General features: G+C 59.3%; 13 protein-coding genes. 6 read left to right on the top strand and 7 right to left on the bottom strand.

Going from position 1 to position 20,648, the window contains the following annotated elements; genetic code table 11:
* Window positions 1-150 precede the first annotated feature (150 nt).
* Together CJ255_RS04295 and CJ255_RS04290 are read left to right on the top strand one after the other, a co-directional pair.
* Window positions 151-750: a sigma-70 family RNA polymerase sigma factor gene (locus CJ255_RS04295; RefSeq protein ID WP_097642860.1), complete on the top strand. Its 600-nt coding sequence runs from the start codon at window positions 151-153 to the stop codon at window positions 748-750.
* A 118-nt stretch (window positions 751-868) separates the two neighbouring features.
* A complete protein-coding gene (locus CJ255_RS04290; RefSeq protein ID WP_097642859.1) occupies window positions 869-1,678 on the top strand; it encodes an anti-sigma factor family protein in 810 nt (269 codons plus the stop codon).
* Between the two features lie 171 nt (window positions 1,679-1,849).
* On the opposite strand, the gene CJ255_RS04285 is transcribed toward CJ255_RS04290, so the two are convergent.
* The 3 genes from CJ255_RS04285 to CJ255_RS04270 all read right to left on the bottom strand — a co-directional run bounded on the left by CJ255_RS04285 (window position 1,850) and on the right by CJ255_RS04270 (window position 5,177).
* On the bottom strand, window positions 1,850-2,296 hold the full coding sequence (locus CJ255_RS04285) for a hypothetical protein (protein WP_097642858.1): 447 nt from the start codon (window positions 2,294-2,296) through the stop codon (window positions 1,850-1,852).
* Window positions 2,297-2,391: 95 nt separating this feature from the next.
* The gene (locus tag CJ255_RS04280; RefSeq protein ID WP_097642857.1) at window positions 2,392-3,942 is read right to left on the bottom strand and encodes an ATP-binding protein; all 1,551 of its coding nucleotides are present in this window, start codon (window positions 3,940-3,942) and stop codon (window positions 2,392-2,394) included.
* 200 nt (window positions 3,943-4,142) lie between these two features.
* Window positions 4,143-5,177, bottom strand: coding sequence for a response regulator (locus CJ255_RS04270; RefSeq protein WP_097642855.1), 1,035 nt, complete (start codon window positions 5,175-5,177; stop codon window positions 4,143-4,145).
* Between the two features lie 53 nt (window positions 5,178-5,230).
* Between CJ255_RS04270 and mnmG the strand changes: the two genes are divergently transcribed.
* Both mnmG and CJ255_RS04260 read left to right on the top strand, forming a co-directional pair.
* Window positions 5,231-7,195, top strand: a complete 1,965-nt coding sequence (gene mnmG / locus CJ255_RS04265; RefSeq protein ID WP_097642854.1) for a tRNA uridine-5-carboxymethylaminomethyl(34) synthesis enzyme MnmG — start codon at window positions 5,231-5,233, stop codon at window positions 7,193-7,195.
* 146 nt (window positions 7,196-7,341) lie between these two features.
* Window positions 7,342-11,859 (top strand): beta-helix domain-containing protein, encoded by a 4,518-nt coding sequence (locus CJ255_RS04260; protein WP_097642853.1) that lies wholly within the window; start codon window positions 7,342-7,344, stop codon window positions 11,857-11,859.
* Between the two features lie 190 nt (window positions 11,860-12,049).
* Here the strand turns inward: CJ255_RS04260 and CJ255_RS04255 are convergent, their stop codons facing one another.
* From CJ255_RS04255 to CJ255_RS04235, 4 genes are all read right to left on the bottom strand, one after another.
* On the bottom strand, window positions 12,050-12,832 hold the full coding sequence (locus CJ255_RS04255) for a TlyA family RNA methyltransferase (protein ID WP_097642852.1): 783 nt from the start codon (window positions 12,830-12,832) through the stop codon (window positions 12,050-12,052).
* A gap of 590 nt (window positions 12,833-13,422) precedes the next feature.
* On the bottom strand, window positions 13,423-13,776 hold the full coding sequence (locus tag CJ255_RS04245) for a hypothetical protein (RefSeq protein WP_097642851.1): 354 nt from the start codon (window positions 13,774-13,776) through the stop codon (window positions 13,423-13,425).
* A gap of 134 nt (window positions 13,777-13,910) precedes the next feature.
* Window positions 13,911-15,527, bottom strand: coding sequence for a glycine--tRNA ligase (locus tag CJ255_RS04240; RefSeq protein ID WP_097642850.1), 1,617 nt, complete (start codon window positions 15,525-15,527; stop codon window positions 13,911-13,913).
* Window positions 15,528-15,539: 12 nt separating this feature from the next.
* Window positions 15,540-16,496, bottom strand: a complete 957-nt coding sequence (locus CJ255_RS04235) for a tyrosine recombinase (RefSeq protein WP_097642849.1) — start codon at window positions 16,494-16,496, stop codon at window positions 15,540-15,542.
* Window positions 16,497-16,767: 271 nt separating this feature from the next.
* On the opposite strand from CJ255_RS04235, the gene CJ255_RS04230 reads away from it, so the two are divergent.
* Both CJ255_RS04230 and CJ255_RS04225 read left to right on the top strand, forming a co-directional pair.
* Window positions 16,768-17,733 (top strand): diacylglycerol/lipid kinase family protein, encoded by a 966-nt coding sequence (locus CJ255_RS04230; protein WP_097642848.1) that lies wholly within the window; start codon window positions 16,768-16,770, stop codon window positions 17,731-17,733.
* A gap of 58 nt (window positions 17,734-17,791) precedes the next feature.
* On the top strand, window positions 17,792-20,569 hold the full coding sequence (locus CJ255_RS04225; RefSeq protein WP_124681809.1) for a hypothetical protein: 2,778 nt from the start codon (window positions 17,792-17,794) through the stop codon (window positions 20,567-20,569).
* The last annotated feature ends 79 nt before the right edge of the window (window positions 20,570-20,648 follow it).

Below are 20,648 nucleotides of genomic sequence, written 5' to 3'. Positions count from 1 at the left end.
GGGCACCGCCGCTCCCACGTTGTGGGAGTGGGGCGAAGGCACCGCAGTTTTGTTGCGTTCCTGTGAGTTCTTTTGATGCCACAAACCTATTTTTTATTTTCTCGTTTCTGTATCCTTGCCTTTGTTCATTAATCTACCTAATATTTCATTATGGCCAATGAAGAAATCCACTTGGTTACCGCGAGTCAGCAGGGTGATGTTGAAGCTTTCAACCAACTCGTGCGGCTCTATGAGGTGCGCGTCTATAATCTGTGCTACCGCATGCTCGGTGATACTGACGCCGCTGCTGATGTAACCCAGGATAGCTTTATTTCGGCCTATCGCAATCTGCACCGCTTTCGGGGCGGTGTTTTTCGTGCATGGCTCTTTCGCATTGCGACGAATGCATGTTACGATGTTTTAAGGGTGCGTAAGCGTCGTCCTAGTATTCCCTTTAGTGCGTTCGCTGGCCCTGATGATGACGGCCCGGCCTTTGATCGCCCTGATGAGGCTGAAGCGCCTGATGAGGTGGCGCTGCGCCACGAGTTGGCCGCAGCCATTGAGGCGGGCTTGGAGCAACTGCCCGCCGATCAGCGCATTGTTGTGATTCTGAGTGACATCCAGGGCTTGGCCTATGATGAGATTGCCCAAGTGACTGAGAGTAACCTTGGTACGGTGAAGTCGCGCCTGAGCCGTGGGCGCGCCCGCCTGCGCGCTATTCTGCGCGCCGGGGAACTATTGCCGCCTCAGTTTCGTCATGATTCTGGGTAGATTGTAGATTGTAGATTGTAGATTGTAGATTGTAGATTGTAGATTGTAGATTGTAGATTGTAGAGCCAGATTCGGCAATCTGAAATCTGAAATCTGAAATCTAAAGACGTGATGAGCAATGCATAGCCCGCAGCCACAACCGAATATGCTGCCTGAGCAGGATAGTGAACTGCTTTCGGCCTACCTCGATCGGCAGTTGAGCGCTCAGGCGCAGGCCGATCTGGAGCGCCGTTTGCAGCAAGAGCCAGCCCTGCGCGATGAGTTGGGCGATCTGCGTGCGACGGTGGCCTCCCTGCGCCAGCTTGAGCCCGTGCGTCCGCCTCGCTCCTTTACACTTGATCCGACTACGGTAGCGCGGCCACGTTCACGCTTCGCATTGGGTTGGGTTATGCAGTTTGGCAGCAGCCTTGCCGGGGTGGTGCTGATTCTGTTGGCTACCTTCCAACTGTTGGGCAGCGGTGCCCAGCCAACCATGACCGCAATGGATGTTGTTGCAACCCAACCCGCGCCGATGGCCCCTGCGCCAATGGCTGCACCTGAAGCAGAGCTGGCACCAATGTTGGCCGCGCCTGATGAAGCATTGGAACCGGCCATTGCCCAACGCATTATGGAGGATGATGCGACCATGAGTGCAGCGGAGGTAGCGCCTGAGGGGCTCACAAGTACCGCTGCGGCGGATGAGGCAACCATGAGCGCAGCGGAGGTAGCGCCTGAGGGGCTCACAAGCACCACTGCGGCAGATCCGCCGCTTGCCAGTGGCGCAAGCGATGCTCCGTTGCCGCCGATGACCGCAGCGCCATCCCAAAGCTATGCCGAGCAGACGCAACGCTCAGGCGTGTCGCCCGGCCTCATGTTGGCCTTGGGGGTCATGCTGGTTGGGCTGGGGCTGGGGGGCTATTTGTACAACCGTGGGCGAATGGGGCGGTAGCTTGCGTTGGGGCTACGCCCCCTTTCGTATGAAGTTTAGGGCCAATACCTTTCAAATAAGCTCGCGCAAAGGCGCAAAGGTTTGGCGCTCAAATGCAAAAAACTCTGCGCCCTTGCGCCTTTGCGTCAAGAAACCCGGCGTAGTTGAAGGGCTGCTGCCCTACAACTGGCATCAACTCTCACTCGCAGCACAGAGCTTGATGCGCAGCCGTTTGAGCGCAGTGAGCCAAGCCGAGAGTTCGGCCCGTCGTTCGGGCTCAAGGTTTGGCGCGGTACTACTGGCACGCATGCGCTCAAAGAGTGTGGCAGCGGGCGGCGGCGGCCTGAGTTGTCCCTCAATGGCACCAATCAGTTCGTCTAGATCATGCAGTGCCGCATGCACCCGACTCTGGGTCAGCCGTAGCTGATCGCGCAACTCGCAGAGCTCCGATGCACGCTGCTGATCAAGCGTGCGTAAATCGAGCAACGCCTGCGAAAGGCGGGTAATCTGCGACTCAAAGAGCAGGCTCGAATCAGGGGGGCGCTTATCACCTGATGGAGCTTGATCAGGCGCATGTAGGCTGTTGGTGCCAAGCAGCCGACGCAGGCGCTGGTTGAGAGGCGAAGAGCGATCGCTCACGACAAGACCTTATTTCAACCCGGTCGCGCCGCACAGCGCGGCTCTGCCCTCTATTATAACGATTTGGGCTAGGAGATACAATCCCTAACCTTACTTTACCCGCGTACCAATGTTATCTGTCGCCCGCTAGGGGTTGTCGCAGGCATGGCGCTGGTACGTTCGGCAATGGGTGGCAGATCGGGCCGTTGGTCAAAGATTACCAACCAGCCGGTGGTTAGCCCCAAGCCCGCCAAGTAACCATCAAGTTGCGCCAAACCTTCGGCCAGCGGGTCGGCTGCTCCGGAGCGCCACACCTTCACTTCAATGGCCAGCATGATGCCGCGCAGTTCCAAGCGCAGATCGAGGCGGCCACGCCCCACGGCGTATTCGCGCTCCACCCGGCCCCCACCATTGGCCACGCGATCCAGAAAGGCCATGAGCACCAAATGGGGCGCAATCTCATGGTAGCTCGTGGTACCTAGTAGGGGTTGCCCGTGCTGCCGCCAAAAGGATAAGAAGGCTGCTAAGAGTCCTTCTGGATCAAACTGGCCGCTTGCGTTGAGCCAAGTTGGGTTGAGCGGGGGAAAAAAGGCGCGTGTGGTAAAGGTCAGGGTGCGTGGAAGCACCGCTGCATAGATCGGGTTGGCAAGCTCTAAGCCCTGTTGCGCGTCCATCCGTACTAGCCCAAGATCCAGTACGAACTGGATGTCGTCGCTTGGCAAGGTGGGCGGCAACAGACCAGCCAAGAGCGGCTCTACTACTGCCCGCACTCGTGGTTCGCGTAACCGCTCGGCGAGGCTATCGAGATGGGTGTCTTGGCGTTCGATCAGGACATCTGTGGCCGCAGTGATCAGCGCTGGTGTAATGGGCGTGGCTGAGTCGGTTGCGAGCTCTTCTACAACCACTTTGGCCAAGGCGTTGACCAACCATGGTTGGCCTTGGGTGAGCCGAAAGGCTTCTGCAACCGCTTCAGGTGTGAAGGGTTGCCCGGTATCTGCCGTGTGCTGGGCGTAGAGCGTCGCTACATCCTCGGCAGTGAAATTGCCCAGCGTAAGTGAGCGGGTCTTGATGTTGAAGGGTCTCGCCGTTCCCAAGCGCCCACTACCTCCAGCAGCGACTTTATAGTCGCGCACGTCGCGCATGCCGATGAGGGCTAAAGCGTGGGGAAAGGCTGTGGGGCGATCATTATAGCCTGTTCGCAATTGGCGTAGTACTGAGATGAGCGTGGTGTCTTGCAGGGCGTCAATCTCATCAATGAGGAGGACGAGTGGACGGGTGCTCATGTGTGCCCAAGCGCTTAACGCCGCTCCGATCTGCTGCCCCTCAGGGGCAGGGGGCCATGCAGGAGGATGCAGATCGGAAGGCAGACGATGCCTAATGGCATTACGCCATGAACTGAGGATCGCCGCTTCCGCTTTGCCTGGCTCTTGATTGAAGGCACTACCCACCTCAACCGAGAGCACCACCGCTGTCCACTTGCCACTCGCGGTAAGTTGCTGCGCCAACGCCCACATCGCGGTTGTCTTGCCGGTCTGGCGCGGGGCGTGTAGTACAAAGTAGGACTGTTGGGCAATCAAGCGGTCGAGTTCGGGCAGGCGTGCTAGGGGCGGCAGCATGTAGTGAATTTCGGGGCGGCAAGGGCCAGCCACATTGAACCAGCGGTTCATAGGGTTACCTTTTGCGAGGACGCGAGGAGGCGAGGAGGCGAGGAGGCGAGGAGGCGAGGACGCGAGGAGGCGAGGACGCGAGGAGGCGAGGACGCGAGGAGGCGAGGACGCGAGGACGCGAGGACGCGAGGACGCGAGGACGCGAGGATGCGAAGCCAGCGCCTCTCCGCCTCACGCATCCTCTCAGCTTAAACCTTCCCTTATGACCCAAACTGCTGCAATTGCTCCCAAAGGGTAGCGAAGAACGTTGGGAGTTGGGCAAAGAATTCTGGATCGAAGAACATGATCGCGCCGAGCCCGACCACAAGGGCCAAGAGGACCGCAGTGGTGATAACCAATGAGCGCGGCAGGCTGCGTGGCAGTGGGTGGCCCCCCAGGGCTGGCAGGGGCGCAATGACATCGCCGAAGCCTTGGGTGCGGAGTTCTTCCAGCATGCTGCTGGCGTCTACGTCGAGGTGTTCGGCGTAGCGTTTGATCATCTGCAATGCCGCTGGCCCACGCGGGAGCAGGGTGTATTTTTCGTCTTCGATGGCTTGCAGGTAGGCCATGCGAATCTTGAGATCGTTCTCGACCTGCACGAGGGTCATGTGGCGGCGCATGCGCTCGGCGCGCATCTGGTTACCGACGCCACCGTTACCACCGAGGTCGGGGGGCGGCTTGGTTGCCGGGGTGGCCTTGAGTTGGCGGGTGCGGAGCATGGCCAACTCTTCCGCTTCAGTCATGAAGACTTTTGCATCAACGAGCGTTTCTGGTGCTTCACTGCGCCGCTTGGGCGGGCTGGGCGCTTCTGCCGGTTCGCTGCTGGTTGTTGCGGTATCGATGGTCGCTGGGGTTGCGCCCACCACACTGGCGTTCATTGCAATGCTTGGCGTCAGTGCGGCAACCGGCGTACCGAGCCGTACCCGTAGCCGCGCTAACAATTCGCTGCTGCGGTAGGGTTTGGCGATATGGTCGGTTGCGCCAGCCTCTAAGGCGCGCACGACATCCTCCTCGCGCGCTGCACTACTCACGACCATCACTGGTACCTCTGCCGCCAGACGCTCTAAGAGTTCCCAACCTGCATCATGCCCACTTCGTACATCCAAGATCACGAGGTCGGGCCGCGCTTCGGCAAAGCGTTGCGCCCCATGGCTGAGATCGCTGCTCTTGTCCACTTTGTAGCCAGCCTCCTCGAGTTGGACACCTAAGCGGGTTAGGAGGGTTACATCATCGTCTATAATGAGCAGAGAGTTCAAAAGGTTGCTCCTCAATCTGCTGAAAGATCTCCTTGGGCCGTTATTATACCACTATGCAGCATGGTTACGATATTCTGGTTGTAGGCGCTGGTCACGCCGGTTGCGAGGCGGCTGCCGCTGCGGCGCGTATGGGCTGCCGTACTCTGCTGCTCACCATTGATCTCGATAAGTTGGCCCATATGGCCTGCAATCCTAGTATCGGTGGCCCGGCTAAGGGCCATTTGGTGCGCGAGATTGATGCGCTGGGCGGTTTGATGGGCCGCGTTACTGATCAGTGCGCCATCCAAATTCGGCTACTCAATGAGAGCAAAGGGCCAGCGGTGCAGTCGCTGCGCGCCCAGTGCGATAAGCGGCTCTATAGCCAGGTGATGAAGCACGCGCTGGAAGAACAACCTTTGCTTGATCTGCGTCAGGCTATGGTGGAGCGCATTCTGCCGCCCTTGACGGCCAATCTCGCGCATCCTTCGAGCCAGGCCCATCCGACCCATTTCACGGTGCTGACCAACACGGGCTTTTGCTACTACGCCCGCGCCCTTGTGCTTACGACCGGCACATTTCTGCGTGGACGGGTGATTACTGGCGCGGCTTCGTGGGCCGCTGGGCGCGCCGGTGAAGCACCCGCCCTTGCGTTGGGTGAAGATTTGGCTACGCTAGGTTTTCCTTTGGTGCGTCTCAAGACGGGTACACCACCACGGGTGCATGCACGCAGTATTGATTTTAGCCAGACTGAGTTGCAGTATGGTAGCACGAAGCCCTACAGCTTCGGTCACTACTACGATCAGCCGTTGCCCGCGCCAGCCTACCATGGCCCCCCGGCGCGCTGCTACCCAGAGCCAATGTTGCAGGGCTGGCGGCCCCAGTTGCCATGCTACCAGGTCTTTACCAATTCCGCATTTCACGATCTGATCCGCGCCAATCTCGACCGCGCTCCGCTCTTTAGTGGTGTGATTGCTGGGGTTGGGCCGCGCTACTGTCCGAGCATTGAAGATAAGATTGTCCGCTTCGCCGACAAAGAGCGCCATAGCCTCTTCCTTGAGCCGGAAGGCTGGCAAAACCACGAGGTCTATGTGCAGGGCTGCAATACCTCGTTGCCCGAAGATGTGCAGTGGGCGATGATCCGCACGATCCCTGCGCTGCGCAATGCTGAACTGATGCGGATCGGCTATGCCATTGAGTATGACGCAGTGGCGAGTGGCGAAATTGGGGCCGATTTGCAGAGCCGTCGCTTGGCTGGCCTCTTTCTCGCTGGCCAGATCAATGGTACCACGGGGTATGAAGAGGCCGCTGCCCAAGGACTCATGGCGGGTATCAATGCGGTACGCTATGTTCGCAACCAGCCCGCTGTGATCTTGGGGCGCGATCAAGCCTATATTGGAGTGCTGCTTGATGACCTGGTTACCAAGGAGATCCACGAGCCCTACCGGATGTTCACTAGCCGCGCCGAGTATCGCCTGTTGCTGCGTGGCGACAATGCCGATCTGCGCTTGAGCCCCCTGGCCCATACGCTGGGCCTGGTGGATACTGCCCGCGCCCATTCGGTCGAAGAGCGTCGCGCTGCTGCCGCTGCGCTGCGGGCCAAGCTTGAAGGCCAGCGCGTCTATCCAAGTGCCGCCGTCAACCAACGCCTCATCGCAGCAGGGGTTGGCTCGCTCAACCACCCTGCGAGTGTCGCTGAGTTACTGACCCGCCCCCACGTCGGTTATGCTCACCTGAGTGCTGCCCTTGATCTGCCTCATGTGCCTGCCCACCTGAGTGAATTGGTCGAGGTTGAATGTAAGTATGGCGGCTATATTAGCCGTCAGCAGCGTGAAGTCGAGCGCATACGCAAAATGGAGCATCGTCGTATTCCTGCCAACCTCGACTACAACCAACTGCCTGGGCTGCGCTATGAGGCACGCCAAGTCCTCCAGCGCTTCCGCCCGGCAACCCTGGGCCAAGCGGGACGCCTCGCCGGTATTAACCCTGCCGATGTGGCCATCATCCTCTTTGCGCTTGAACGTGAGCGCAGTTTGGTTTGAGAGGCTATCTGAAAATGCTGTGGGCACGCCGCGTGGAGTGCCGACTTCAGCCGGCTAAAGCCGGCACTCCACAACGTTCAGACAGCTTCTGAAAAGCTCCATCCTACGGTGTGATTGCGCTCAATCCAAGATTTAGGAGCAACATCATGAAGACCATCCCCGTCGTCACACGGATACTCTGTGTATGCGTGTTTGTTTGGTTTGCTCTGACGCTGTGGCGTGATGCGAACGCTACGACCCAGACGGTTGCCTTGGCTACGCTTGATGCCTGTGAGCCTATTGAAAGCGATACTACCTGGAGTGCAGGCGGTGTCTACACGGCCCACGAATGTGACGTGATCGTTGCAGCAGGGGCCACCCTCACCCTAGAGCCGGGGGTGGTGGTGAAGCTGGGCGGCGGATGCTCTGGGACAAACGATAGCAACTGCGCCTTCGTGGTGCAGGGGCGCTTGATCAGCCAAGGGACTGCGGCCAATCCGGTGGTCTTGACCAGTTGGCGCGACGATGATCATGGTGGGAATACCAATGGCTCTGGCCCTAGTAGCGGCAACCCCGGCGATTGGTACGGCCTCTTCCTAGCCCCTGGGAGCGAAGCTGAACTGAGCCATACCCAGGTCTATTATGCTGGCTCAGGCCAAAATGCGGGACCCGCTGCGGGCTCGCGTCCCAACCGGGCCCAGATTCAGGTGCAAGATGCCAGCTTGACGCTCCAAGATGTCACGGTTGCCTATGGCTTGAGAAGTGGCATTGCGCTCTATGGCGAGCAGACCCGGGCGCTGATTGGTAGTACGCAGGTTATCAGTAACACTGGCGCAGCAAATACCAACTGCCCCGGCGCGATCTTTCAGGAATTTCGCCATATTGATGCGGTCTACCGTGACCTGAGCCTGACGGATAACATCCGTGATGTGGTGGCACTGCGTCCCCATGCCATCACCAAAGATATTACGCTGGACGGTGCGCCGCTGCTGAGTTGTGGCTCAAGCTTCACGCTGCCAGAGGGCTACGCTCTGCAACTCAAGCCCGGTACGCTGCTGCGTTTTGTGCATTCTACCAATCTGGTCATCAGCCCGGGGGCCTATTTGACCGCAACGGGAACGCTGGAGGAGCCGGTAACCTTTGCGCCCTTGTTTGATGATGCGGGCGATATTACGAGCACATGGGGCGGCCTGCGCGTGGATCAGGGGGCTACTGCTAGCTTTGAGCATGTGGCCATCCGTGGTGGTGGCGGCATTCTCAATTGGGGCAGCCATTTTGCTGGCCTCTGGCTGCGCTCCTCGGATGTGACCCTGCGTGACACCAGTATCTATGGCGGTCCCTATGATGGCCTTCGCATCAGCCAGACTGGTACCCAAGCCACCCTGCAGAATGTCACCCTCCGCGATAACGCCCGCGACGGTATGCTGCTCAACACTGCCGGCGGGCAGGTTCGCATGAGCGGCGGGGCCATCACGGGCAACGGGCGCGACGGTGTCCGTTTTGCTGATGGTGCGCTCTCCGGCGAAGAGCGCCCAATAGACCAGACGCTGATCATGGACGGGGTGAGTATTCGTGAACAGAGCCAAACTGGTCTGTATGTTGCCAGCATCAGCTCGACGGTTATTCTCAGCAATACCACCATTGCCGACAATGAAGGTGCGGCGATGGCGATGCACCCGGACAACGACACGCCCCGCGTAACGAACCTGACGCTTACGGACAACAATCCCAACGGTTTGGCATTACTGAACGGTTCGTTGTTGGGCGAGCGCCATTGGGGCGTGGGCATGAGCGATGTGCCGATTGTAGCGCGGAATGTCAGCCTGACCATTCGGGAGCAAGGCGCACTCACGTTGGAGCCGGGCGTAACCATGCGTTTGGGCTTGGTTGGCGGTGGGTTGAGTCCCAAGATCAATGTGCAGGGCAATGGCCGCCTTACCGCCATTGGCACCCCAGAGCAACCCATTCGCTTCCTGGGGCTCGACAACACACCGGGGCGTTGGGGCCAAATCAGCCTCTCCAATACCAGTGCGATGACTCTCACCCACTGTGAGATTGCCTATGGGGGCCGCGATCAGGACTATGGCGGTATGATTCCGCTGCTCGAAATCAATACCACCGGCGCAGTCCATGTTGAAGCATGCAACTTCGGGGTCAGTTGGGGCGGGCAGGCGATTATGGCTGTGACGAGCGGGGATCATGTGATCCGCAACAGCCAGATTGCAGAGAGTGTCAGAGGGCCATCCACGACCGATGCGCCACTCGATCTCCGCTACAACTGGTGGGGCCATCCCAGTGGCCCGCGGCATGCCACGCTCAACCCAGCGGGTCAAGGCCCCGCTGCCAGCGGCAATGTCCTGATCAGCCCGTGGCTCACCGCCTCGCCCATTCCGCCCGCTGCGGTAGAACTGAAGATCACCGGCCCGCGCAGCATGGCTTCAGGCCAAATGGTCACCTATGGCATCTCCTATGCGAACAACATGACCACCACAATCGAGAGTGCGGTGCTCATGGCGCGCTTGCCCGTCCTGACCACCTATCGTGGTAGTAGCGAAGGCGGCATCTTCTGGCCGGAACGCCGTCAGGTCTTCTGGAAGCTTGGCGATCTTGAGCCTGGCGCAACGGGCCACCTGCTGATCAACGTGCAGTACCATTGGGGCATCCCTGATCGCACCAACGACAATCTGGCGGCCATGCTGGTGGGCACGAACTACAACGCCGAGCGCCTCGATGTGGCCCCCTACCTGAGCTATACGCCGCTCAGCGCAACCAGCGTCCAGACCCTCTCCGAGGAGCAGTGGGAGGCCCACGTCGCGCAGCGGGAAGCCTTGGAAACTCTCCAGAGCCAAGCGTCCAGTGAGGGGTTCATGTGGGCCAGTGCCGAGCGCATCACGCTCAACGATGGTCGCGTGGTGATGCAGGCGATCCTGCTGCATCCGCAGCAACCTTGGGTGCGGACGCTGCACACCTTGGGCAACGATAATCGGGCGACCACCTATAGACCCCAACGCTACAGTGTTCAGGACACCACAGGCGGCTTAGAGTGGCATACTGCCAGTGACCAGTTGCGTCTCTGGGGCAGTTGGGATCTGGCGAGCGGCGCAGCCTGGCCGGGCGTCCAACTGGATGCAGAACTCTGCGACGCCGGGGGTGTGGGCTGCTGTCTGGGCAATTGTCTGGGCAAAGTAGCACTGAACGCAGTCGTAGGGCATAAGGTCAAAGTAATTGGGGACGTTATGACTGCGCGGGCCTGCGCGAATGTCATTGCTACTGGTGGTGCAGCGGAAGCCTTGGGTGATTGCGCGGCCAGCCTGAAGGCGAATTGGATTAAAGTCAATGATCTGCCGGTCTTAGGCGATCTCGCCAGCATCACCGAGTGCCTCGCCCAGTGCGCTGGGGATCCCAACAGCAACGACTGTACCAGCGATCTGATCACCTGCGACAAGCCGTGGTACAACATCTACTACTGGGCGGGGATTCCCAACCGCACGGTTTGGCGCTGCCAGGATGGTTGTTACAGCTCGATTCCCAATTTCCTGCCCTGCGCCTTTGGCGAGTGCTGCATGCCCGGTGTAGGCTGTGTCTCGGGCGAAGGGATGGACTGTCAGAACACGGAATCCTTTGTAGCCCGCGATCCCAACGAGAAGTATGGGCCACAGGATGATCTGCTGCCTGGCGATTGGGTGGACTACCGCATTGAGTATGAGAATGTGGGGGAAGCCCCGGCCTTCGGGGTCTTCATTACCGACCGCCTAGACGAAGCCTTCGACGACAGCACGCTGCAACTTGGCCCCAATGCCAGCTACTTCTCTGATACGCGCCTGATCGTCTGGGACATTGGCGAACTCGATCCGGCAGGCCAGCCTGGGGCCACTGGCGAGGTGACGCTTACCGTGCGACTGCAGGAGAACCTGCCAGGGGGCACGCTGCTCACCAACCAAGCCGTGGTCTACTTCCCCAGTGTGCCCGAAGAGACGCCCACGAGCGTACTCATCCACCGCATCGCGCCCGTCGTAGCCACAGGGCAGACGCTCACCACCGCGTATGCCACACCGCTTGAGCTTACCCTGAGCGGGCGAGAAGTTTCGGATGCCGCCTTGAGCTATCGCATCGTGGAAGCGCCAACCTACGGCACGCTTACCGGCACAGCGCCCAACCTGGTCTACACCCCCATGGCCAACTTCACAGGCGTGGATCGCTTCAGCTTCGTGGCCAACAACGGCCTGACGGACAGCAGCCCTGCCCATGTGGCCATCAACGTCACCCCGGCGGGCGACAGCACACCGCCCACGGTACTCTGGACCAGCCCGACGGCCAACGCCAGCGGCGTACTCGCTTCAGCCAGCCACATCTTCACCGACAGCAGCGGCCCACTCTACGAGCCAGGCATCCTGATCGGCATGTCGGAGCCACTCGATGCCACAACCGTCACCACAGCCAGCGTCACCCTCACCGGCGACAACGGCCCAATTGCGGCTCTGGTCAGCTTTGATCCAAGCAGCAACCAGATCATCCTATACCCACGCGAAGCCCTGGCCGACGGCATCTACAGTGTCAGCGTAGGCACCGAGGTGACTGATCGTGCGGGCAACGGGCTCGCCAGCCCCTTCGTGCTGCGCTTCAGCATCGGCGAAGCCGCAGCAGCGCTACGGGTCTATCTACCGCTCGTGGTCACGCCGCGTTAGAGAGGTAGCTACTTGTTAGAGTCTGTCTGAAAAGTCTATTGGTTGGCGTTGGAGTGCCGGCTTTAGCCGGCTAAAGCCGGCACTCCAGCGTGTGTCCCCCGGCTTTTCAGACAGCTTCTTAGGGGAGGACGCGCATCCTCGCCGCCTCGCCTCACGCCTCACGCATCCTCGCCTCACGCATCCTCTGTACCTAGCCTTGCTCCACAACCTGGGGCAAGGCACGCGCAAGATCAAGGGCTGGCCCGCCGGGTTGCAGCCATGCAAGAAATTCATGGTTACCCGCAGGCCCGGTGATTGGTGAGCGCACGAGGCCGCAGAGGGTTAATGCGTGTGTTTGGGCATAGCCTAGCACATCCTGCAGAACCTTGCGGTGAATGGCGGGATCGTGTACAACGCCGCCTTTGCCCACATGTTCAGGGCCAGCCTCAAATTGAGGCTTGATCAGGGCAACGATCCAGGCCGCAGGTTCAAGTAGGGGCACCACGGCAGGCAGCACTAGGCGCAGCGAGATGAAGGCGACATCAATGACCGCACAGGCTACTCGTGACTGATCGGGCAGGGCGGTGAGGTAGCGGATGTTGGTGCGTTCGAGCGCAACGACGCGCACATCGGCGCGTAGGCGATAGTCGAGGATGCCATAGCCCACATCCACCGCATAGACCCGTGTTGCACCGCGTTGCAGCAGCACATCGGTAAAGCCGCCGGTGGAAGCGCCCACATCAAGCGCCGTCAGCCCACGCGGATCGAGGCCAAACTGATCGAGCGCGTGGGCCAACTTATAGCCCCCGCGGCTCACATAGGGCAAGCCCGCGCTCACCTGCACCTCAGCGCCACTATCTACGAGCGTCCCGGGCTTAGAAAGAGTCTGCCCTGCAACCCGCACACTCCCAGCCATCACCAAGGCCTGAGCCTTGGTACGTGTCTCAGCCAGGCCGCGGCTTACGAGGAGGTGATCAAGGCGCACTTTGGGCATGGGGGGAAGGAGATAGGAGATAGGAGATAGCAGATAGGAGATAGCAGATAGGAGATAGGAGATAGGAGATAGGAGATAGGAGATAGGAGATAGGAGATAGGAGATAGGAGATAGGAGATAGCAGATAGGAGATAGCAGATAGGAGATAGCAGATAGGAGATAGGAGATAGGAGATAGGAGATAGCAGATAGGAGATAGCAGATAGGAGATAGGAGATAGGGAAGCAGAATTTGTTACGTATCCCAGCAGCCTGTCATGCGGAATAGTCCATGGGCGGGCATCGTAGTGCCGACTTATGGTCTTCCAGAAATTAATCCGGTGTCGCGGCACGGACTAGACCTGATAGATATGCCAGATCTGCGAGGTCTGGTTAGCGGATTATTTACTGGAAGACCATTAGTCGGCTGAGGTCTTTGGCAGCGATGGGAAGCCGACTAAAGTCGGCACTCCAACGGTAAAGCTGAAAGGCCGTTTCTGAAACCATCCCCAAAGCTCATTGGAACACCCTGTTCGGCAATCTGAAATCTACAATCTGAAATCTACAATCTGAAATCTACAATCTGAAATCTACAATCTGAAATCTACAATTATTACCCCTGCGAACCGCCTGCACCAACGTGGCGCTCAAGGCGGGCGATCTCGGCCTCGAGGTCGGCTACCATTTGGGCGAGCCAGGCGGGCGCGGGGTTGTGGCTATCCTTGAGGCGCGGGCGGAGGCGGCGCAGCTCTTGGCGGCGGCGGCGCAACTCTTCGTTGAGATCGGCCCCCAGTGCTTGGGCGCTTGCGCTCGGTGGTTCAGGCATCCCATCGAGGTAGTTGCTCAACAACTCGGTGAGCAGATCATCAAGCTCGCGCTCCTCCTGGCGCAACAGAAACTGAAGCTGCAGGCGCTGCCCGGCGCTCAGGTAGACCCGCGTAGGAATGGTGAAGTGGCCCTTGGACATGGTTCGTAGCTGCTTTATCGTGTGTGAGGACGCGGGGATGCGGGGATGCGGGGATGCGGGGATGCGGGGATGCGGGGACGCGGGGATGCGCCTCATCGCTTCTTCGCTTCTTCGCCTCATCGCCTCACGCATCCTCACTTGATCCGTTCGCGCAAGAACGTGGGCAACTCGCTAATCGCCACGCGCTCTTGGGTCATGGTGTCACGCTCGCGCACCGTGACGGTGCCGCTCAGGCTGGCATCTTTGCCTGCGCCAAGTGTATCAAAATCTACGGTAATACAGAAGGGCGTACCGATCTCATCTTGGCGTCGGTAGAGCTTGCCAATCGCGCCGGTATCGTCATAAACGGTACGCACACCGTTTTCGGCTTGAAGCTGGCGGCGGATCTGCTTTGCGGTGGCGACAAGTTCTTCGTGGTTGCGCTTAAGCGGAAAGACGGCCACTTTGACTGGGGCGAGCTTCGGGCGCAGACGCAGGACGGTGCGGTAGTGTTCATCGAGCAGCGGTTGGGCTTGACCGCGCACCTTTTTGGCCAGTTCAATCGCATCGGCCCCGGGCATAGCCAGCAGCGGTTCGACTTCGGCAAGGCGTTCCGGCAGATCGGCAGCAATCTGCTGGCCCCGTTCCAGCAACGCATCGCGCTGGGCAGCCGAAAGCTTCTCGCTCTTGCCAACCGACTTGAGGAAGGCGGTTAGGGCAGCATGCACCGTCTGGAGCCGTTCGGGCGCGGGGGCTTTGGTCATCTCTTCGGCATAGGCTTCGCAGAGCACAGCCAAGACCCCACGCCCGACACCAGCCGAGGGTTCGATCACATAGGGCACAATATGGCTGCGGCTATCAGGATCGAAGTAGGTCAAACGAGCAGTACTATCTTCGTTTAGATTCACCCGTGCGGTTAGCTTCAGATTAGCCTGATCCTTACTATGGGAGCCGAGGTCATAATCGGTGCGATTCGCAATCCCTTCGATCTCTTGCGGCCCGAGGGAGGGATAGTCATACATGAGATCGTAGGTACGCTTGGAGTAGTGGGCCAACTCATCAGCGGGCACATCATAGATCGAGATGCGCTCACGGGGTACCCCAACACCCTCCCACCAAGCGAGGCGCGCCTCGAGCCACTGTTGATGCCAGGCTTCATCGCTACCGGGCAGCACAAAGAACTCAATTTCCATTTGATCAAACTCACGCACACGGAAGAGGAAATTGCGCGGATTGATCTCATTACGAAAGGCTTTACCCACCTGCGCGATGCCAAAGGGCAGCTTACGGCTGGTGGTAGCGAGCACATTGGCAAAATTGGCAAAGATACCCTGGGCCGTTTCGGGGCGCAAATAGGCAAACGAGCCGCTATCAGCCACCGGGCCAACCTGGGTCTTAAACATCATATTGAAGGGCCGCGGCTCAGTCAGATCGCTTGAGCCACAACTAGGGCAGACGCCATGGATATGGTCGGCGCGCCAGCGCGCCTTACACGTGCGACAATCCACCAACGGATCGTTAAACGTCTCCTCGTGGCCGGAATACTTCCAGACCAAGCGGTTCATGAGGATTGCGGCATCGAGCCCTTCCATATCATCGCGTTCATAGACATTGGTACGCCACCAATCATTGATCAGGTGGTTTTTGAGCTCCACACCGAGGGGTCCAAAGTCATAGGCACCTTGCAGGCCGCCGTAGATTTCAGAACCGGGAAAGATAAAACCACGGCGCTTGCAGAGCGAAACAATCTGATCCATTGAAACAGCGGCCATAGGGGTATCTCCCTACTCATCAACATCTTCGAGATCAACGACGAGTACAGCCTGATCTTCCATCGCCTCAACCTGCTCTTCCACTGCTTCAACGTGCTGGGCAAGCGGTTCAGGTTCACCATTATTATACTGGGAATAGATTTGGGTGGTAGAGAGCGAAGCGTGGCCAAGGCGTTCTTGGACTTCACGCAACTCAGCCCCATTCTTGAGCAGATGGGCTGCAAAGGAGTGGCGCAGGGTATGGGGGGTCAATTCTTGGAGGCCAACGGCTTCGGCATAGCCTTTGAGAATCAGCCAAAAGCCTTGGCGCGTCAGCCGTTTACCGCGATGGTTGAGGAAGAGCGCGGGGCTAGACTGAGCGTGCATACGAGCCAATTGGGGCCGTGCGGTATAGAGATACTCTTCAAGCGACGTGGTAGCGGTATCGGTGATAGGCAAGCTGCGCTCGCGCCCGCCGCGCCCGGCACAGCGCACCGTGGCGGCCTCAAGCACGAGATCGGACAGATCGAGTGCGACCAGTTCACCGACACGCATGCCGGTGGCATAGAGCAACTCAAGCATCGCCTTATCGCGCAGGCTCTCTGGGGTAGAAGCGCGCAAGGGCAACTCGAGCAACGCATCCACCTGGTGGGTCGAGAGCGCCTTGGGGGGAGCGCGATCAACTTTGGGCGAATCGATGCGATCGGCTGGATCGCTCGTGATCAAGCCCTGCTCGGCCAAATAGCCAAAGAAGGTTTTGAGTGCAGCAGTACGGCGCGCCAGGGTACTATTGGCATAGCGGCGGGTACGCAGGAAGAGCAAGAAACCGAGTACATGCTCGTGGGTAACCTCAGACCACTCCGTCAGGCTCTGTTCGCCCAGATAGGCACAGAGTTGATCGAGATCGGTGCGATAGGCGGACGTCGTATTGGCCGACAACCCACGCTCGTGCGCCAAATACTCAAGAAACCGCTCAACATAAGCTTGCATACCGTCCACATTACCCACAATGATGGCCTAGTTTAGGCCGTAGCATTCCGTTGCAGTGTAGCGCGTATGGTAACCCAAAGGCTAAGGGGTGTCAATTGCCATGTGGGGTGTGGTATACTGCTTGCGCATTATTGATGTTAGAGGCTGTCTGAAAAGTCTATGGGTTGGTGCTGGAGTGCCGGCTTTAGCCGGCTAAAGCCGGCACTCCAGCGTGAGTCCTCCGGCTTTTCAGACAGCTTTTTAGGGTTATCGTCTTCCGCCAGATGAACCTATGCGTACCATGCTCGTATTTAATCCAAATGCTGGCCAGGCTGAGGCGCTTGAGCGCGAATTGGCGCTTGCCGCCGAGGTTTGGCGTGAGGCTGGTTGGCAGGTGGAGATTGCGCCGACGCTCAGTGCTGGTGATGGGACGCGGCTTGGGCAACTTGCGGTTGCGCGTGGCTTGGATCTGGTGGTTGCGGCTGGTGGTGATGGCACCTTGAACGAGGTGCTCAATGGCTTGGCAGGCTCCCCAACCGCATTGGCCCCCCTGCCCCTCGGTACGATGAATGTCTGGGCCCGTGAGCTGCACCTACCTCTCCAACCACGGGCAGCCGCTGAAGCGATCCTTACGTGGCGTCCAAGACGGATTGACCTGGGGCGTGCGGGTGACCGCTACTTCCTGCTGATGGCTGGGATTGGCTTTGATGCGGCGATTACGGTTGATGTGCGCGCCGATGAGAAACGCCGCCTCGGAGCGCTGGCCTATGTCTTGCGTGGCATTATGCAGACGCTGCGCATCCGTGGGGCCCGTACCCGCCTTGTGATTGATGGGCGGGTTCACCGGGGGCGCGTGCTTATGGTGGTGATTGGCAATACCCAACTCTATGGTGGTCTGGTCAAAATCACCCATCGCGCCACGATTGACGATGGTATGCTCGATATTGCCGTCTTCAAAGGCTACAATGGCTTCAATGTCATCGGCAGTTTTTTTGCGATTTTGCGCCGTCGTTACAGTGACGACCCCGATATTGAATACTACCGGGCCCGCAGCATCGAGATTTCGGCGCGTCCGTGCCTGCCCGTGCAGGTGGACGGTGATGCGATTGGGATGACGCCGATGAGCTTTGAGGTTGCACCGGGGGCTTTGTGGGCGCTGTTGCCCCCCAATCTATCCGAAGACCTTGTGCAACAACCGCTGATCAAGCCGGGGCGACGCACCTTGCCGCGCCTGCTTGGTTGGTTGGCAGGGCGGTAGTGTAGTGGTGAGGCGCAAGTTTGGCCCATTGCTCATCTTTTTGGGCTTGAGCCTGTTCATGACATGGCCGCTTGCTCGCTATGCGGGTCATGGGCTGACTGATGGCGGTGATGCGCTACTTCAAGCTTGGATCTTTGCTTGGAACAGCCATGCCCTTGCGACGCAGCCCACAGCAGTGTGGGATGCGCCCATCTTCTATCCCTACCCCGACGGGCTAGCCTTCACCGATAACCATCTTCTGCTTGCCGCACTTACTGCCCCCCTCACATGGTACTCTAGCGAGCCGCTGTTAGCCTACAATCTGCTGTTGCTGGCTAGTTTTGCGCTGAGTGGCTGGGCTGTTTTTCTGCTGGCCCGCGCCACGCTGCACGATCAGGGTGTAGCGCCAGCTTCAGCCCAGTGGGCCGCGCTGGTTGCTGGGGCGGCTTTCGCCTTTTGTGCCTACCGTTTTGCCCATATTACCCATTTTCAACTGCTGCAGACCTATTGGATGCTCTTTGCGCTCTTCTATCTGCGGCGGCTCTTACGGCCCCCGGATGCTGGTGGGGGGCGTTGGGTTGATGCGCTGCTCTGTGGGCTGTTTGCGGCAGCCCAGGTTGTGACGGCGCTCTACTATGCCTGGTTTACCGCACTCCTCTTGGGGGGCTACGCAGGGCTGTGGGTGCTGGCAATGCTCTGGCTGCGTCTGCGTACCAACCAAGCCTTGCCTTGGCGTCAACTTGGGCTGGGCGCGTTGGCCGCAACACTGGCCGGGTTGCTCGCATGGCCCGTTCTTCAGCCCTATATGCGCGTCTATGGCAGTCTGGGTATCGTGCGCTCGCTGCGCGAACTTGATGGCTGGTCGGCACCGTTGCGGGCCTATCTCACGGTGCCCCAGGAGCATGTGCTCTTTGGTTGGTTGGCACCGACGCTGCGCGGCACGGGCGAGATGGTGCTCTTTCCGGGCGGAATGGTGACACTCCTGGCCCTTGGGTCTGTCGCTACGCTGCTCTGGGCTGGCGGGCGCAAGCTTGTAGGCAGAGAATTCATGCCAGCGCTGCGCTCCCCTGCGCCCTCTGCGTCGATCCTCCCTAGCATTGATCGCCTCTTCTGGCCCCTCATCGCGCTTATTGCTTTTATCCTCTCGTTGGGCACGGGGGTGCACTTGGAGCGTTTTGACGAGCCGTTGCCCATCCCGTTGCCCTACCTGCTGCTCTACAACTACCTGCCCGGCTTTGGGGCGCTGCGTGTCCCCGCTCGCTGGGGCATCCTCGTGACCCTAGCCTGCGCCCTCTTGGCGGCATTGGCGCTGGCAAAGCTGCTGGCCCAACGCCATGCGCGTACACGCACCATCTTGGGCAGCTTGGCCCTGATCATCGTTTTGAGCGAACAGGCCGCGCCACCAGGGGCATGGCGTATAGGTGCCGAATTGACCGATGTGCCTCCGGTCTATGTGTGGCTTGCTCAGCCAGCGCAGGATGATATTCAGGCCATCCTTGAACTGCCGGTAGCAGCCGTGCCGCGTGGGGCCGAACTCGAACAGGTCACCTGGCGTCAATGGTATGGCCGCCAACACTGGCGTCCGCTCGTGGCCTCCTATAGTGGCCTGATGCCCTTTGGCAGCAGTGATCTGCTGCGTCGCGCCCAGCATCTGCCTGCACCAGCAGTGGTCTCGTTTCTGCAACTGAGTGGTGTGGATACGCTGATCATCCACCGTGAAGCCTATGGCCCTGGTGAGGCTGACGCGCTGTTGGAGGGGCTATTGGCCAACCCGGAGGTGAGCCAGCGGGCTGAGGTGGGCACAGCAATCGTTTTGAGCCTGCGGCCCGATCCGCGCATTGTAGCGATCATGGCTGCGGCTGGGCCAGGAGGAAGCATCTATCTCTCGGCGGATGAACGTATTCCTGGGGTGTTGCCGCTCGCCTTGAGCCATACGCTGCGGGCGGCGGGCTATCCCCTCTATGGGCCGGGGCGCACGCGCTTCTATGAGCCCCTGCATACGCCCCAATTGGGCCAAAGCTTTGCGGCGGGCCTGCTTGCCGCCGATGAAGACCCGCGTGCGTATGGCTTTAGACCTGAAGATGTTGTCTGGCAAGCCCATAGCTTGGCGCTCTACCGTGGCGATCCACGCTTGCTGGCGCACCTGCGGCTGGCGCAACAGGTGCCTGGCTGGTTCCATCCCCACTTTCCCACGAGCCTTGAACTTCAGCGCACCGCCGCTGGTCTGTTGGTTGGTGAGCAACTGTTGGCCTTGGAGGAAGCAGGTGCGTTGCAGATCGAACTGGACAGCGCTAGTCTCTACCCTCAGAGCTTGCTGATTGACGGCGTGGAGTTGACGCTACCGCCAGGATTGAGTACCATCCGTGTGCCCCTTGCTGCCGAGGCGCGTATGAAGGTGCAGGCTGCCAGCGACGATCTGGCGCTCTTACGCCTGCGGGTGCTGCATGCTACAGATGAGCCAATGAGTATCCGTACCGACGCAGGTTTTATTGCTGCTGCCGAGGTGAACTTCAAAGACGCAACGCTTCAAGTCTCTGCACGAGCAGCAGGGATCGAAGCGCTGCGCCTCGATATTCGTGGTGCCGCAGCCTACGATGATCGCCCCATTCGTTTATTGGCCGGTAGTCAACCCGTATCCGCCGACGGCAAACCGATCGCGTTCGCAGTTGATCTGTTGCAGCCCGAGGCTGTGTGGCTGGAGAGCCAAGAGCCTGGCGTAGACGGACGTTACATTGCGTATCTCAAAGATGCAGCCCAACCGGAGAGCCCAGGGGTGCCCATTGCCAAATTCAACCTTGTTGCTGGCCAGGTCGTTGCTGCCGAGCCAGTGCCGTTGCCGTTGAGTCTGGTGCCGTAATATGATTGGAGATTGGAGATTGGAGATTGGAGATTGGAGATTGGAGATTGGAGATTGGAGATTGGAGATTGGAGATTGG

The organism is Candidatus Viridilinea mediisalina (genome assembly GCF_002532535.1).
In the GTDB taxonomy this organism is placed as follows: domain Bacteria; phylum Chloroflexota; class Chloroflexia; order Chloroflexales; family Chloroflexaceae; genus Viridilinea; species Viridilinea mediisalina.
This window is presented reverse-complemented; position numbering and strand designations above follow the sequence as displayed.

Coding starts and splice junctions, on each gene's coding strand:
- CJ255_RS04295 (WP_097642860.1), top strand. CDS start 151: ATGGCCAATGAAGAAATCCACTTGGTTACCGCGAGTCAGCAGGGTGAT.
- CJ255_RS04290 (WP_097642859.1), top strand. CDS start 869: ATGCATAGCCCGCAGCCACAACCGAATATGCTGCCTGAGCAGGATAGT.
- CJ255_RS04280 (WP_097642857.1), bottom strand. CDS start 3,942: ATGAACCGCTGGTTCAATGTGGCTGGCCCTTGCCGCCCCGAAATTCAC.
- mnmG (WP_097642854.1), top strand. CDS start 5,231: ATGCAGCATGGTTACGATATTCTGGTTGTAGGCGCTGGTCACGCCGGT.
- CJ255_RS04260 (WP_097642853.1), top strand. CDS start 7,342: ATGAAGACCATCCCCGTCGTCACACGGATACTCTGTGTATGCGTGTTT.
- CJ255_RS04255 (WP_097642852.1), bottom strand. CDS start 12,832: ATGCCCAAAGTGCGCCTTGATCACCTCCTCGTAAGCCGCGGCCTGGCT.
- CJ255_RS04245 (WP_097642851.1), bottom strand. CDS start 13,776: ATGTCCAAGGGCCACTTCACCATTCCTACGCGGGTCTACCTGAGCGCC.
- CJ255_RS04240 (WP_097642850.1), bottom strand. CDS start 15,527: ATGGCCGCTGTTTCAATGGATCAGATTGTTTCGCTCTGCAAGCGCCGT.
- CJ255_RS04235 (WP_097642849.1), bottom strand. CDS start 16,496: ATGCAAGCTTATGTTGAGCGGTTTCTTGAGTATTTGGCGCACGAGCGT.
- CJ255_RS04230 (WP_097642848.1), top strand. CDS start 16,768: ATGCGTACCATGCTCGTATTTAATCCAAATGCTGGCCAGGCTGAGGCG.
- CJ255_RS04225 (WP_124681809.1), top strand. CDS start 17,792: ATGACATGGCCGCTTGCTCGCTATGCGGGTCATGGGCTGACTGATGGC.